Genomic DNA, 14750 nt, shown 5'->3' on the forward strand with positions numbered 1-14750 from the left:
ATGCCGTCACCAGCGACCGCCACGCACAACGACCTGCTCGGCGGGCTCGACGTGCAGCAGCGGACGGTCGCCGAGGCGCTCACGGGGCCGGTGCGCGTGCTCGCTGGCGCAGGCACCGGCAAGACGCGGGCCATCACGCATCGCATCGCCTGGGGCATTCAGCAGCAGATCTATCAGCCGAGCTCAGTGCTCGCGCTCACCTTCACCAGTCGTGCAGCGGCCGAGATGCGGCTGCGTCTGCAGCGACTCGGTCTGCCTCCGGTCGCCGCCCGTACCTTTCACGCCGCCGCCCTCGCGCAGCTGAGACACTTCTGGCCTCGGGTGCTGGGCACCAGACTTCCGAACCTGCTGACCTCCAAGGCACCGGTGATCGCCGAGGCGGCGGCGGCCTGCGGCATCGAGAGCATCGACACCGCTCGACTGCGTGACCTCTCGTCGCAGATCGAGTGGCGCAAAGTTCGGTCGCTGACGGTCGAACGATATCTGCTGAGCGACCACGCCGGAGTGGACGGTCTCGCCGACGAGCAGGTCGCGGCGATCATGATGCGGTACGAACGGCTGAAAGAGCAGCGCCGCAGCATCGACTTCGAAGACGTGCTTTTGGCGATGACCGGGATGCTGCGCCAGGAGCCGGTCGTCGCCGACGAAGTGCGCGATCAGTACCGCTTCTTCGTCGTCGACGAGTACCAGGACGTCTCGCCCGTGCAGCACGACCTGCTGCGCGAATGGATGGGACGGCGCCGGGATTTGTGCGTGGTGGGAGACCCCAGCCAGACGATCTACTCGTTCTCCGGGGCCGATCCGCGCTACCTGCTCGACTTCGAGAATGAGTTCGCCGGCACGACGTCGATCGAGATGAGCCGCAACTATCGCTCGACTGCACCGATCGTGGCGCTGGCCAACCGCATCATGGCCGGCAGACCCGGGGCCGTGCAGCTGCACTCGCCGACCGCCGGGCCGACACCGATGCTCAACAGCGCCTCAGACGAGTCGCAGGAGGCCACACTGGTCGCAGCCCGCATCCGTGCGCAGATCGCCTCAGGCGAGAGCCCGGGCGAGATCGCGGTGCTGATGCGCGTCAACGGGCAGACCGCCCGCTACGAGCAGGCGCTCGCTGACGCCGGAGTGCCCTACAGGCTGCGCAGCGCCACCCCGTTCTTCGCGCGTCGCGAGGTGGTCGACACCATGCTGCTGATCGGGGTGGCCGCGGCCTCGACGCCCGAAGCGCTCGCGTTGCCGGCCGTGCTCAAAGCGATCGGCGAAGCCGGCTGGAAGGCAGAGCCGCCGTCGCAGGCCGGTGCCGTGCGCGAGCGGTGGGAGTCGCTCGACGCGATTCGTCGTCTCTGCGTCGACGCCGGCGAGCGAACGCAGCTGGCAGTCTTCAATCGTGAGCTGATCGAACGGCGTGAGCAGAAGCATCCGCCGCCCACCGAGACGGTCATGATCTCGACGATTCACGCCGCCAAGGGCTTGGAATGGGACCACGTGCATGTCGTGGGTCTGACCGACGACTACCTGCCGTTCGGCGGCGGCACCGACGCTGCGCAGATCGACGAAGAGCGGCGACTGCTGTACGTCGCGGTCACGAGAGCGCGCCGCACACTGCACCTGTCGTATCCCGAACGTGTGGCCGGTCGCGTGGTCAGGCCGTCGAGGTTTCTCTCGGAGCGCTGAGCGTCTCGTCGAAGGGCTGATCACGGCAGAGGCATCGCGGATGCGGTTCGTGCGGCAGCAGCCGTGTCTGCCCGTCGTGCACCACGACGCGTCGGTTCCAGACCTGAGAGAGCAGGTTCGGAGCGGCCGTCAGAGCATCGAGGACGCAGCGCACTGCCAGCGAAGTGGCCAGTGCGACATCAGTGGCCAGCGGGGCGAGGCGTGCACGTCGCCACATCTGATCACAGAGGAGCGCCCAGTCATCGATCTGATCGCGAGCGTGCTGATGCACGCAGCCGAGACAGCCCGTCTGGCCCGGCACGACCAGAGGCCCGACGACGATGGCGCCCGTTGCGGTGGCCCACACGCTCAGATGCACGCGATCGTCGCGCAGCAGAGGCGTCCACTGTGCGGGATGCGGCGGGCCGTAGCCGCAGATGATCGTCAGATCGTCGCGGGAGTCGCCGCCGTTCATGATCGCACAGCCGTAGAGATCGGCGATCTGCACGTCGTGCTCGTGCCACGCGCCAGGCGAGACCGGCTGGCGCAGCGCCGACTCAGCGGGCAGCTCGCGGCATCGGTCGGCCGGGTGCGGCGAGCCGTCGAGCCCGTACGGCACCGCGGGGTCGGGCAGATGGCGCAGCGACGTGCAGCCGCTCGCGGCCAGGGTGCGCAGAACGGCCGCAGGCAGCGACCCATGCCCGGTCACGGCGACCTGCGCTCGCCGAACGCGTTCGCCTGCGCGATGGTGCTCGGAGAGCGTGTGCGAGGGGCGCACACTCCACAGTCGGTGCAGGCTCAGCGGCTGCGGGGTGCGCTGGCAGCGCTCACCGAGCTGCGTGAGCAGACCTTCGACGGATGCCGGCGTCAGCCCGCCCTGCGCGCCCAGTCGGTGCAGCTCGTCGTCGGTCACACCGCCCTGCAGTGCGATGAGAAGCGACTCGATGCCGGGAGTCGTGTCGTCGAAGACGACAGGCTGCTGCAGACCGACCTGCAACCGCCCACCTGCGCGCCAGAGCAGCGGATGCTTCGGGTGCAGCTGAAGCGTCGACGGGCCGAGAGGCGGCGGTGAGGCTGATGAGGCGGGCGTTCGAGTGCTCATGCTGCGAGTATGCGAGAGAACGCTCGACGGCGCGAACGATTCTCCACAGGCTCGGCGACGACTAATCCTGCTTTGGGGCGTCGTCCTCGGACTCGTCGTCCGGCTTCGGCGAATCGGGCAGGTCGCCTTCGAGCAGACGGGCGAGATCACGATCGAAGTCAGTCTGCTCGTCGCCGCGAGCACGGCTGATGAACGCCTCGGGGGCATCCAGTTCGTCGGTGGTCGGAAGGAGATCAGGGTGCTGCCAGATCGCGTCGCGGTCGGCGCTGCCCAGTGCGTCGGTCACCTTGGACCACAGCGCTGCGGCCTTGCGCAGCTGACGAGGGCGGAACTCGAGGCCGATGAGCGTGCCGAAGGCATGCTCAGCCGGGCCGCCGATCGCTCGACGGCGGGTGACGGCCTCGGCAACAGCGGCACCTTTCGGCAGCCGACGCACGGCGGCGCCGGTCACTGTGTCGACCCAGCCTTCGATGAGTGCGAGCAGCAGCTCGATGCGCGCCAGCGCCGCGTTCTGGTCGTCAGTGCGCGGCGGGATGAGCTCGCCGCGCTGCACAGCCCCGCGCAGTGAGTCGAGATCAGAGGGGTCGATCTCGCCGCCGAGAGACTCGATGCGGCTCACATCGATCTGAATGCCGCGGGCATACGAGGTGATGGCGCTGGTGAGCTCGCTGGTCAGCCAGGGAGCGTGTCGGAAGAGCGCGACATGTGCCAGCTCACGCGTGGCCAGGAAGATCGTGATCTCTTCGACCGGCACTTCGAGACCCTGTGAGAACTCGTGAATGTTCTGCGGCAGCAGCGCCGGCTCGTTGTCAGGCATCGCGGGGATGCCGATCTCGTTGGCCGAGACCGTCTCTGCTGCGAGCTGGCCGACGACCTGGCCGAGCTGGACGACGAAGACGGTCGTCGCCATGGCGCGCATGACCTGCACGGCCTGACCCAATGAGGCCCGCATTTCTTCTGGAAGATTGCTGCGCAGCGCCTCGAGCAGAGCCTCGGCGACGCTGCCCGCAACCGGTTCGCACAGCTGCTGCCAGAACGGCAGGGTCTCACGTGCCCACTCGGTGCGGCTCATCACGCGGCCGGTCGAGACCGGTTCGAACGCGGTGGCCTCGCTCAGCCAGAGCCGAGCGATGTCGAAGGCGTTGGACGCACGGGCGCGGTCGTCATCGGTGAGCACGACCTCGGCGGCATGCGCGACCTGCTGCGCGCGCTCGCGGGCCTGCGACCAGTCGACCTGACCGGGAGGGGTTGCCGCGGCCTGCTGGATGGAGGCGATGATCGAAGCGATCGCGTGCTGGTCGATGGGGAGTCCGGCTGCCTTTGCGAGCCCTTCGGAATCACCGCTGAGGAGCTGCTTCAGCAGACGCTGGAACTCGTCGTCGGAGCCGTCGTCCTGTGGTTCGGATGGATTCTCAGGGGAAACCATGGAGACCTCCTTGGTGTTCGTCACAACGGTACACTAGTGTGATTCACGCCATGCCCATCGCTCGTCACCGCCTGAGCCGACTCGCGACCATCGTCGCCGCCGGAGCGCTGATCATCTGCGCCTTCACGCCGAGTCCCTATGTGATTCGCGAAGAGGGGCCTGCCTATGACGTGCTCGGCACGGTGACCGACGAAGGGCAGACCGAGACCAAAACGGTGCTCGACATCACCGGCGCACCGACCTATCCGACGACCGGCAGCCTGTACATGCTGACCGTTCGCGTGCTCGGCAGCCCGCGAGCTCAGCCAAACTGGGTGCAGACCGCCTCCGCCTGGGTCGATCCGACGCGAACGGTGCTGCCGCTCGACGCCGTGTACCCGCCAGGACAGACGTTCGACGACCAGGAACGCGAGACCACCGAGCAGATGACGACCTCCCAACAGGCAGCCGTCGACGCTGCCCTGAACCATCTCGGGCTCGAGGATGCCGAGAGCAAGCCACAGGTGCAGATCAGTCTCGACAAAGTCGGCGGACCGAGCGCCGGCATGATGTTCTCGCTCGGCATCATCGACAAGCTCACCCCCGGCTCGATGACCGGCGGTGAGACGATCGCAGGAACTGGCACCATCGATGCTGCCGGCCATGTCGGGCCGATCGGCGGCATCCGTCAGAAGGTGCTCACCGCTCGCGATCACGGAGCGCCTTGGTTTCTGGTCCCCGAGGCCAACTGCGCCGAACTGGCGGGCGGCATCCCCGATTCCGTGACGGTCGTCTCGGTCGCCTCGCTCGACGACGCGCTGCATGCACTCGACACCATCTCGACGACGAAGAGCGTCGCCGGGCTGCCTCAGTGCGCACGCTGACCGCCGTCAGCCTGCAGCGAAATAGGCCGCTCGACTGACCGGGTGTCAGCGGGTGCTGGCTAGAATGACATGACGCATTGACCGAGCAGCACCGGCCACCCCGCGAAGGAGCGCACCATCGTGTCTGACCCCCGTAGCCCTGTGACACACCCCAACAGAACTCGCCGGGTGGCTGTGATCAGCATCATCGCGCTGGCCGTGATCATTGCTCTGCTCTTCGCCGCCTCCGCCGTTTGGACCGATGTGCTCTGGTACCGACAGGTGGGCTTTCTCAACGTGCTGACCACTCAGTGGTTCGCCGGCGGGCTGATGGGGCTGATCGGTTTCGTGCTTCTCGCCGGACCGCTCTGGGTGAGCGTCTGGTTCGCCTTTCGCTCACGGCCGACGTATGTGCGGGTGAACGCCACACTCGATCAGTATCAGCAGGTGCTCGAGCCGCTGCGCAAGGGCATCACCTGGGGCATCCCGATCCTCTTCGGCCTGTTCGGCGCACTCTACTTCGCGAGTCGGTGGACGACCGCCGCGCTCTGGATCAACGGCGGCACCACCGGCGAGACTGACCCCCAGTTTGGGCTTGACACCGGCTTCTACCTGTTCCAGCTGCCCTTCTACCAGCAGCTGGTCGGCTACCTGCTCTTCTCAGTGCTGCTCAGCGGCATCGTGTTCGTCGCGATCTCGTATCTCTACGGATCGATCCGCATCGAGAACCGGCGCCTGCGAGTGGCCAAGGGCACGCGCGTGCAGCTCGCCGTGACCATCGCCGTCTATGTGGCGCTGCACGCCGTGCGCCTGTGGCTCGAGCGCTATCAGCAGCTGACCGACCCGCAGGGGCTGTTCACCGGCGCGGGATACTCGGGCGTCAACGCCCAGATTCCGGGCCGCACCATTCTGGTCGCCGTCGCAGTGCTGGTGGCCCTCGGGTTCGTGTTCGCCGCAGTCACCGGTCGCTGGCGCATCCCGGTCGTGGGCGCGGCCGTCCTGGTGGCGACCTCGCTGCTGATCGGCGTGGCCTACCCATGGGGCGTGCAGACCTTCGTCGTGAAGCCGAGCGAGCGCAGTCTCGAGGCCGAGTACCTGCAGCGCAACATCGATGCCACGCGTGAGGCCTATGGCATCGACAAAGTGAACGTGCAGCCCTACAACGCCGTCACCGATGCCAAGGCCGGTGCGCTGCGCAGCGATGTCGACACCACGGCGTCGATCCGCCTGCTCGACCCCGATCTGGTGAGCGACACGTTCCGACAGCTGCAGCAGTACAAGCAGTACTACCAGTTCGGCTCGAAGCTCGACGTCGATCGCTACAAGATCGACGGTCAGAGCGTCGACACCGTGCTGTCGGTGCGCGAGCTCAGCCAGCAGCCCAGCGACTCCTGGTACAACAACTCGATCGTGTACACCCATGGCTACGGCGTGGTCGCCGCCTACGGCAACCAGGTCACCTCAGACGGCAAGCCGATCTTCTTCGAGGGAGGCATTCCCACCAGCGGCGATCTCGGGTCGTTCGAGCCGCGCATCTACTTCGGCGAGAAGTCGCCGGGCTACTCGATCGTGGGCGCGCCCGAAGGCGAGTCGCCGCGCGAGCTCGACTACCCGTCGGGCAGCAGCGCGAATCCCGACGAAGGCGAGCAGAATGAGTCGAATCAGACCTACACCACGTTCTCGGGCGACGGCGGGCCGAAGCTCGACAACGGTCTGACCCGTCTGCTCTACTCCATGAAGTTCGGATCGATCGAGATTCTGACCTCGAACGCGGTCAGCAACTCCTCGCAGATTCTCTACGACCGCAGCCCGATCGATCGCGTGCAGAAAGTCGCGCCGTATCTGACACTCGACCAGGATCCCTACCCGGCGGTCGTCGACGGTCGCGTGCAGTGGGTGGTCGACGGCTATACCACCAGCGATCAGTACCCCTACTCGCAGCAGCAGAGCTACCGTCAGGCCATCAACGACGGGGCGTCATCTGCTGCTCGGCCAGCAACCGACACCATCAACTACATGCGCAACTCCATCAAGGCGACGGTCGATGCGTACGACGGATCGGTCACGCTCTACGCGTGGGATCAGGAAGACCCTGTGCTGCAGGCGTGGCAGAAGGTCTTTCCGAACACCGTCAAGTCGGCTGACGAGATGAGTTCGGCGCTGCTCTCACACGTGCGGTACCCGACCGACATGTTCAAGGCTCAGCGCAACGTGCTCGGCACCTACCATGTGACCGATGCCGGTTCGTTCTACTCGCGTGAAGACGCCTGGCAGGTTCCTGCTGATCCGCAGTCCGGCTCGGACACCTCGACGAAGCAGCCGCCGTACTACCTGTCGATGCGTCTTCCCGGGCAGACCGACACGGCGTTCTCGCTGTACAGCACCTTCATTCCGATCCAGCAGAGTTCGGGCGGCTCGCGAAACGTGCTGCGCGGCTATCTGGCCGCCAACGGTGATGGCGAAGGGGCCGACGGCAAGCGAAGCGAAGACTACGGCAAGCTGACGTTGTTGAGGCTGCCGGGCGAGACCAGCGTGCCTGGTCCTGGTCAGGTGCAGAACCTCTTTGACTCGGACAACACCGTGTCGACACAGCTGAACCTGCTGCGTCAGGGACAGACCACGGTGAGCAGCGGCAACCTGCTGACGCTGCCGGTCGGCGGCGGCCTGCTCTACGTGCAGCCGGTCTACGTGCGCTCGACGGGCGAGACCTCATACCCGCTGCTGCGCAAGATCCTGGTCTCGTTCGGTGACAAGGTCGCCTTCGAAGACACGCTCGACAAAGCGCTCGACGACATCTTCGGCGGTGACTCGGGTGCGATCGTCGGGCAGAACGGCCCCGGGCAGGCAGGGCCGTCGTCCGACGGGCAGTCTGCGGCGCCGACCGACAACGGGCAGTCCACAGACGGTGGCACGAGCACTTCGTCGAATCCAGCGGTCGCGCAGGCCCTCAAAGATGCCAAGGCAGCGTTGGACGCTCGTGAACAGGCTCGTGTCTCGGGTGACTGGGCGGCGTTCGGTACGGCCGACAAGCAGCTGCAGGACGCTCTGCAACGGGCGATCAGCGCGCAGCAGTGATGCGGCGCGCTCAGCGACGGTGAACGACGGCAGCCGGAGCCCTGAAGAAGGGGTCCGGCTGCCGTCGCCTCTGCTCTCCGGTCGTCACAGAAGCCTTCTGCGCAGCACAATGCCCGCGCCGAGAACCAGCATCGAGACTCCGGCCGCGACCCAGATCACCGGAGCCGGGACACCGGTCGCGGCGAGGGCGATCTCCGTCGCTGCCGCCGGTGCGATGTGCTCGGCAGGCGGAGCAGCTTCCCCGTCGACAGCCGGTACCGGTGCAGACACCGCCACCACGGTCTCGCCGTCAGCGCCGCACTCACCTTCGTGCAGCATGGTCGTCCGTGCCTGTTCATGAGCGTCCGACTCCCCGGATGCGCCAGCTCCGGCGTCAGACGTTCGCGTGACGGTGGTCGAGAGATGATGCCGGAACCCATAAGTGCCCGGAACCTCGATCGTCACCGGGTCAGAGACATAGTCGCCCGGCTTCGTCACCGCAATGGGCTTCGGCTGGGTCCACATCGGCGCCAGACACACTGGCTGTGCGCCTCCGTCAGTCGAATCGTCAAACCGGTACAGCGAGAACGTCAGCTCGGTGTGCACGGTCTCCGAGCCGTTCGAGGTCGGGATGGTTCCGCTCACAGTCGCGGTGTCTGTCGCTTGCTCTCCGGCGACGAGATGCTCCGCCGTCTTCGTCGTTGCGGTCGGGCGAGTGAGCGTGATCGTCTCATGGGGCAGCAGATGCCTGCCCTGCCAGCGCTCTGTGCTCGGTGATCGGTCGATGTGCTCGACCCAGTACAGGTTCGGCCAGACCTCCTCGCCTTTGAAGCGCGACCACGGCACGTCAACGGGAGCGGTCGACACCGTCTGATTGCCGATGACCGTCGTCGACACCGTGGCCAGTCGTTCGGCATCGGCGGGAGCATCCGTCAGCCCTTCGGCATGCGCCGGTTCCCGTGACATCCACAGCTCTGACACCACGGTGAGTTCGGCCGCCGGATCATTGCCGCTCACGGCGATCAGATCGGTCACCTGACCGTCCACGATCTCAGACGCCTGCGTCACCACGCTGGGCTGCCACGGGATCACCGTCTGCTCTCGCTCAGCGTGGAAGTCTGCTGAGAAGTCGCTCACGAAGCGCCCACGAAGATGCTCTGGCTGGTCGGCCACACGAAAGGAGACCACGGGATAGAACCAGCCTGACCGATCGATCACACGCTTCGATGAGACGACGAGATCGCCGGGGCCGGTCGCAACCGCCTGCACCCGGTCGAAGTGCTCCGCTTCGGCCGGCGGCTTCGGAGAACGAGGCAGCGGGCGCGGCGAGTAGTACCAGTCAACTGTGAAGGTCGCCGGAATCTGCCCTGAACCGTCGACGTAAGGCAGCCACGAGGTATCTCGACTGGTGCGAACGTGCAGAGTGTCGACGAGCGGCGCCCCGAGCTTCGGCGTCTCGTCGGCCCGAGAGCCGTCATGGTGCCAGGTCTGTGCCGTGGTGTCGGCTTCCGGCTGAAAACGATCGACGACGCCCACGCGTGACTGCGCAGAGATCGGCACGTTCTCAGCTGACGCGACGATCCGCTGTGCGCCCGTTTGAGTCGGGTGCGCGACAAGCAGGTGCGTGCTCGGAACCGCTCGAGCGACTTTCACTGTGATCTCACCGGTTCCGGTGGCCAAGATCCGATGGCTCCCGTCGGCATCGAATGAGAGGGTGTTCGTGCCGGTCTGCTCCCAGACGCCGGGGCCGGTGATCGAGGCCACCGCCTCACCAGGCATCGCTTCTCCGCTGCGCCCACGCGGGGTCTCGAGGTCGGCTGCGACCTGCTGGCCGCCGTGCTGGGAGGTGAGTCGGGGGTCGGCCAGCGTGTGCGGGCCGCCGAACCGGCCGGCCTCCTGCCACAGACGATCGGCGAGTTCGGCGGTATCGGCGGTGAGTCGTTCGCCGGCTGGAAGGGCGAAGCCGACTCCAGTGTGGTGGTGCAGGGCACGGTAGACCGCACGAGCGGTGAATTCGTCCTCTGTGTCTCCCCAAGTCGCCAGGATGTACGCCGCCCGCTCCAGCGGCTCGCCGGTGAGATCAACTCCGTTTCCGCTCACGAACGATGACTCCTGCTGCCAGTCACCATAGGTGTAGTCGGAGGCTGTCGGTGCGAAGAGATCGGGGTCGAAGGCACACCAGGCGATACGGCCGTCGTCAAGCCGGTACGACCCCATCCAGACCGGCGCGATGCCGTATTCGTACCGACCAGTATGGGTCGAACCGCCGCCGAGCGCATGTGCCGGTGTGGGCAGCAGCGGGAGCATCGGCACGAGCATGAGCAGCATCATGACCGCTGCGGCGGCGGCCGCCGACCAGTGACGGCGCACAGAGAGCTCCGGACCTGATCGCAGGCGGTCGTCGGGTGCGTTCGGCGGATGCTCGCCAGAGCCAGACTGTCGGCTGACGGCTCGTGTGGAGCGCGTGACGAATTCGTTCATGATGTGCCTTTCCGCAGACGGATGATTCGGCACGAGACTAAGAAGACAGCGCACTCTCACAGGGCGCGGGAGCGACCGCTGTGCAAGAAGTCGGCAGGTCAGGCGAGCTGTGCGCAGTCGATGCACAGCGTCGCAGCAGGGCGCACCGCCAGACGCCGCGGATCGATCGGGCGGCCGCAGCGGGCGCAGACCCCGTAGGTTCCGAGACGGGCGCGACGCACTGCATCCTCAAGCGCCACACGCTCGGCCTGAGCCGCCTCGAGCACTGCCGCAGCCTTCGACCATTCGAACGAAACCGGCACGCCCTCGGGGTCGTGCTCGTCGTCAGACTCACCGCCGGCCTGCAGACGTCGCACCTCGGCGAGCTGCGCGGCTGCCCGACGTTCGCGCTCCTGCGCAGCCACCAGCCGGTCATGCAGGTCGGCGATCAGCGCATCTGGTGTCATATCTGCGATTCTGCCACGTGCTCGGAGCGCAGCAGCGACACCGGAACAGTCCCGCGAGCGCCGCGCACGCAGACGACGGCGGTGTCACGGGAGACGTTCCCGAGACACCGCCGTCGCGCGCCTGGCGGTCTGCTGCGCAGGCCTACTCGCTGGCGAGCCCCTGGACCGGCGACAGCCTGGCCGCACGCCGGGCCGGGAGCACCGAGGCCAGCAGCCCGACCAGCACGGCGATCACCACGAACAGCAGATACTGCACCCACGGCAGCTGCCACGAGATCTCGACGCCGGTTCCGATCGTCTGCCCGAACAGAATGCCCACGCCGAGCAGCCCGTACGCCGTGCCGAGCACCAGGCCGATCGTCGTCGCCACGATCGACACCAGCACCGACTCCATGCCGAGCATCGCGCGCAGCTGACGCTTCGTGAGGCCGAGCGCTCGCAGCAGGGCGTTCTCACGCACCCGTTCGATCACCGACAGCGACAGCGTGTTCGTCACCCCGATCACCGCGATGACCACCGCGATCGCGAGCAGTCCGGTCACGATCGACAGCAGAACGTCGATGATCTGCTCATACATCAGCTTTTCGAGCTGGGCGGGCGACACGTAGTCGTCGGGCATGATCGTGCCGATCTGCTCGGCCACATGCTGCACCGCCTGGGCGTCGAGACCCGGGGCGAGCTGCATGATGATGCTGGTCGTGGTGACGGGCACTCCGATCTCACTCGCCACCCGATCGAGCGTGGGCTCGTCGACCAGTGCGCCGAAGTACGAGTTCTTCATGCCGTGCTGCAGGTGCAGAGACGCGGTTCGTCCGTCGGGCCCGGTCATGCTCATCTCTCCGCCGGGCACGCTTGCGTCGGGCAGCGCCTCGTCGACGACGGTCACTGTGTCGGGCGAGGTCGCCGGCAGAGGAGCCTTCGCCACCTGCTGCCAGGTCTGTGGATCGACTGCCTCGAGCTGGGTGAGCTGTGCCGAGGTCGGGGCGTTCTGCCCGACGAACGACGGCGAGTCGCCCACGACGATTCCCTGCACAGTGCCGACCGACTGCACGTCGTCGATCGCGGCGAGCCGCTGCACGCGATCGTCGATCCACTGCTGGTCGGTGCTCGCCTCACGACTCGGCGGCGTCAGAAACACTTTGACGTCGACCGGTCGGGCCTCGTCCACGGCCGTGAGCAGGGTCGCCTTGGCCACCGACGCGCCGGTGAACACGGTGGTCACCAGCGTGACGCCGATGAGCAGCGCGGATGCCGTTGCCGCAGTGCGTCGCGGATTCCGAGACGCGTTGAGGGTCGCCATCTGTCCCGGCACACCGGTCAGTGCGAGCAACGAGCCGATCACCCGCACCAGCGGCGGCACGATCACGATTGCGAGCAGGACCACGCCGACGATGCTCAGCGCCGAGCCGAGCACGCCGCCGCCGAGGCCGAGCAGCAGCTGCTGCTCTGCAGCGTCTTCGGACACCGGCCGGTGCGCGGTCGTCCAGCCGTACCACTGCAGTGCGGTGCCGGCGACGAAGAGCACGAGGCCGACGATCACCCGGGCGCGACCGGCGCGGGTCTTGGTCGGCGTGGCCAGTTCGGGCCGCAGCGCGGCGAGCGGCGCCACCCGCGTCGCCGAGCGCGCCGGCTGCCAGGCGGCGATCAGTGTGATCACCACGCCGGCGAGTACACCGACCACGACCGATGACACCGGCACTGACAGCTCGGTGAGCATGCTGTTGCCGCTCGAACGCGAGAGGGCGACGGCGCCCGACATCATCAGCGCCGCGACGACCACGCCGAGCACCGAGGCGACCACGCTCATCACCAGCGCCTCGAGCAGCACGCTGCCACGCACCTGCCCGCGACTGGCGCCGAGGCAGCGCAGCATCGCGAGTTCGCGAGTGCGCTGTGCGACGATCACCGAGAAGGTGTTCGAGATGACGAGCACGCACACGATCAGCGCGATCACGGCGAAGGCGAGCAGCATTCCGGTCAGCACATCGGTCTGCCCGGTGAACTGCTTGAGCTGATCGGCGACGACCTGCTCAGTGGTGCGCACCCTGACGGTGTCGCCCGCTGCCGCCGGCGTCGCCGAAGAGATCGCCCCGGCCACCGCATCCCGCGCCTGGTCGGGCGAGACGCCGGCCTTGGCCTGCACCCGGATGCTCGTCATCGGCAGCAGGTCGTCGGTGGCCGCCGGGTTCGAGGCGGCAACAGGGGGCATGGTGCTCATGAGCGCGGCCAGCAGCGAAGTCTCAGACAATGCCACTTGGGGTGCCATGCCGCTGCCCGGGGAGCTGCTCGTCTCGGTGAGCCCGACCAGCGTGACCTCGACTGGCGATCCACCCGTGCTCGCGAACCGCACCTGGTCGCCCACGTGCAGCCCGAGCTGGTCGGCGCCCTTCGCATCCATGGTCATCTGGCCGTCGCCGGTCACCCAGGCACCGGTGACCAGTGCGTGTGGGCGCAGCGGCGTCGGCAGCTGCACACTGGCAGACACGGGCTGGCTGCGCCCATCGTGCTCGAGAGCGAGCGAGGCCGTCTGATCGGCCCCGACCGCCTCGACCTGCGGCAGGTGCTGCACCGCGTGCAGCTGGCCGACGGTGAGCCGTGCGGCGGACGCTCCGCCTGCGCCCGCCTCGTCGCCACCGTCGTCGCCGTGGGCGGCGTCGTTCGAACCGGCAGGCTGCGGCTCGACGAGTACGTCGGCATTGGTCAGATCTGAGCCCAGCGTGTTCCGCAGCGTCTGCTGAAAGGAGGCGTTGAGCATGAGTGTCGCTGCGACGAACGCGACGGCGAGCACCACCGCAATGGCGACGGCGACAAGGCGCGACCAGTGTGCGCGCAGAGTGGAGAGAGTCGTGCGCAGCATCTCACGCCCCCAGCCGGCTGAGCGCCTGCATGATCTGGTCGGTGTCGGCGGCGCGCAGGTCGTCGGCGATGCGCCCGTCGACGATCACCAGCACACGGTCGGCATACGAAGCGGCGACCGGGTCGTGCGTCACCATGATGATCGTCTGACTCATCTCACGGGCGCTGCGGCGCAGCAGCGTGAGCACCTCGGCACCCGACGTCGAGTCGAGGTTGCCGGTCGGTTCGTCGGCGAAGATCACATCGGGGCGAGTGAGCAGGGCGCGGGCGATCGCCACGCGCTGCTGCTGGCCGCCGCTGAGTTCGCTTGGGCGGTGCTTCAGCCGCTTCTGCAGACCGAGGCGGTGCACGACCTCGGCGAACCACTCCTGATCGACGCGTTGCCGCGCGAGACGAGCGGGCAACGTGATGTTCTGCTCGGTGGTCAGCGTGGGCACGAGGTTGAACGACTGAAAGACGAAGCCCACCTGGTCGCGGCGCAGCTGGGTGAGCTGGCGGTCGTGCAGGCCGGTCACCTCGGTGCCGCCGATCCAGGCCTGTCCTGAGGTCGCGGTGTCGAGACCGGCGAGCACGTGCATCAGCGATGACTTGCCCGAGCCCGACGGGCCCATGATGGCGGTGAACTCGCCACGACCGAAGCTCACGTCGACGTGGTCGATGGCGGTGACCTGGGTGTCGCCGCGGCCGTAGACCTTGAACAGGTCGACGGCGCGCACGGCGGTCTCGACGCTGTCGGCTGTGCGCGCTGAGATGGTGCGAACCGGGATGGTCGGGTCTGAATCCGGGGTCATGACGCTCCTCTGTGGTGTTCGGCCGAGCGAGCCTGCTGCGACCTGATACCCACAGCATCGTCGAGCACATCGGCGTGCGCGTCATGCCGAAGGAGGATT

The 14750-nt window shown here is 67.2% G+C and carries 9 protein-coding genes; 3 read left to right on the forward strand and 6 right to left on the reverse strand.

Translation table 11 applies throughout. From position 1 onward, the window contains the following. Positions 1–1674, forward strand: a complete 1674-nt coding sequence (locus F8O06_RS02410; protein WP_158037276.1) for an ATP-dependent helicase — start codon at positions 1–3, stop codon at positions 1672–1674. Here F8O06_RS02410 and F8O06_RS02415 read toward each other — a convergent pair. After that, positions 1643–2755 (reverse strand): hypothetical protein, encoded by a 1113-nt coding sequence (locus tag F8O06_RS02415; RefSeq protein ID WP_158037277.1) that lies wholly within the window; start codon positions 2753–2755, stop codon positions 1643–1645. The two genes, F8O06_RS02410 and F8O06_RS02415, sit on opposite strands and share 32 nt — an antisense overlap. 61 nt (positions 2756–2816) lie before the next feature. Continuing rightward, on the reverse strand, positions 2817–4181 hold the full coding sequence (locus F8O06_RS02420) for a zinc-dependent metalloprotease (RefSeq protein ID WP_158037278.1): 1365 nt from the start codon (positions 4179–4181) through the stop codon (positions 2817–2819). Between the two features lie 50 nt (positions 4182–4231). Between F8O06_RS02420 and F8O06_RS02425 the strand changes: the two genes are divergently transcribed. Both F8O06_RS02425 and F8O06_RS02430 read left to right on the forward strand, forming a co-directional pair. Next, on the forward strand, positions 4232–5044 hold the full coding sequence (locus F8O06_RS02425) for a PDZ domain-containing protein (protein ID WP_192496806.1): 813 nt from the start codon (positions 4232–4234) through the stop codon (positions 5042–5044). 168 nt (positions 5045–5212) lie between these two features. Further along, complete coding sequence (locus tag F8O06_RS02430) at positions 5213–8098, forward strand: UPF0182 family protein (protein WP_318655637.1); 2886 nt, start codon at positions 5213–5215, stop codon at positions 8096–8098. Between the two features lie 84 nt (positions 8099–8182). On the opposite strand, the gene F8O06_RS02435 is transcribed toward F8O06_RS02430, so the two are convergent. The 4 genes from F8O06_RS02435 to F8O06_RS02450 all read right to left on the reverse strand — a co-directional run bounded on the left by F8O06_RS02435 (position 8183) and on the right by F8O06_RS02450 (position 14651). Continuing rightward, complete coding sequence (locus tag F8O06_RS02435) at positions 8183–10558, reverse strand: hypothetical protein (RefSeq protein ID WP_158037280.1); 2376 nt, start codon at positions 10556–10558, stop codon at positions 8183–8185. Positions 10559–10656: 98 nt separating this feature from the next. Next, positions 10657–11004 (reverse strand): TraR/DksA family transcriptional regulator, encoded by a 348-nt coding sequence (locus F8O06_RS02440; RefSeq protein ID WP_158037281.1) that lies wholly within the window; start codon positions 11002–11004, stop codon positions 10657–10659. Positions 11005–11146: 142 nt separating this feature from the next. Then, positions 11147–13861 (reverse strand): ABC transporter permease, encoded by a 2715-nt coding sequence (locus tag F8O06_RS02445; RefSeq protein ID WP_158037282.1) that lies wholly within the window; start codon positions 13859–13861, stop codon positions 11147–11149. A gap of 1 nt (position 13862) precedes the next feature. Continuing rightward, positions 13863–14651 carry an ABC transporter ATP-binding protein gene (locus tag F8O06_RS02450; protein ID WP_158037283.1) on the reverse strand — a complete coding sequence of 263 codons (789 nt, stop codon included), beginning with the start codon at positions 14649–14651 and terminating at the stop codon, positions 13863–13865. Between the last annotated feature and the right edge of the window lie 99 nt (positions 14652–14750).

The sequence above is a fragment of the Pseudoclavibacter sp. CFCC 14310 genome (genome assembly GCF_008831165.1).
Taxonomy (GTDB): Bacteria; Actinomycetota; Actinomycetes; order Actinomycetales; family Microbacteriaceae; genus Pseudoclavibacter_A.

Coding starts and splice junctions, on each gene's coding strand:
- F8O06_RS02450 (WP_158037283.1), bottom strand. CDS start 14,651: ATGACCCCGGATTCAGACCCGACCATCCCGGTTCGCACCATCTCAGCG.
- F8O06_RS02410 (WP_158037276.1), top strand. CDS start 1: ATGCCGTCACCAGCGACCGCCACGCACAACGACCTGCTCGGCGGGCTC.
- F8O06_RS02435 (WP_158037280.1), bottom strand. CDS start 10,558: ATGAACGAATTCGTCACGCGCTCCACACGAGCCGTCAGCCGACAGTCT.
- F8O06_RS02425 (WP_192496806.1), top strand. CDS start 4,232: ATGCCCATCGCTCGTCACCGCCTGAGCCGACTCGCGACCATCGTCGCC.
- F8O06_RS02445 (WP_158037282.1), bottom strand. CDS start 13,861: ATGCTGCGCACGACTCTCTCCACTCTGCGCGCACACTGGTCGCGCCTT.
- F8O06_RS02420 (WP_158037278.1), bottom strand. CDS start 4,181: ATGGTTTCCCCTGAGAATCCATCCGAACCACAGGACGACGGCTCCGAC.
- F8O06_RS02415 (WP_158037277.1), bottom strand. CDS start 2,755: ATGAGCACTCGAACGCCCGCCTCATCAGCCTCACCGCCGCCTCTCGGC.
- F8O06_RS02440 (WP_158037281.1), bottom strand. CDS start 11,004: ATGACACCAGATGCGCTGATCGCCGACCTGCATGACCGGCTGGTGGCT.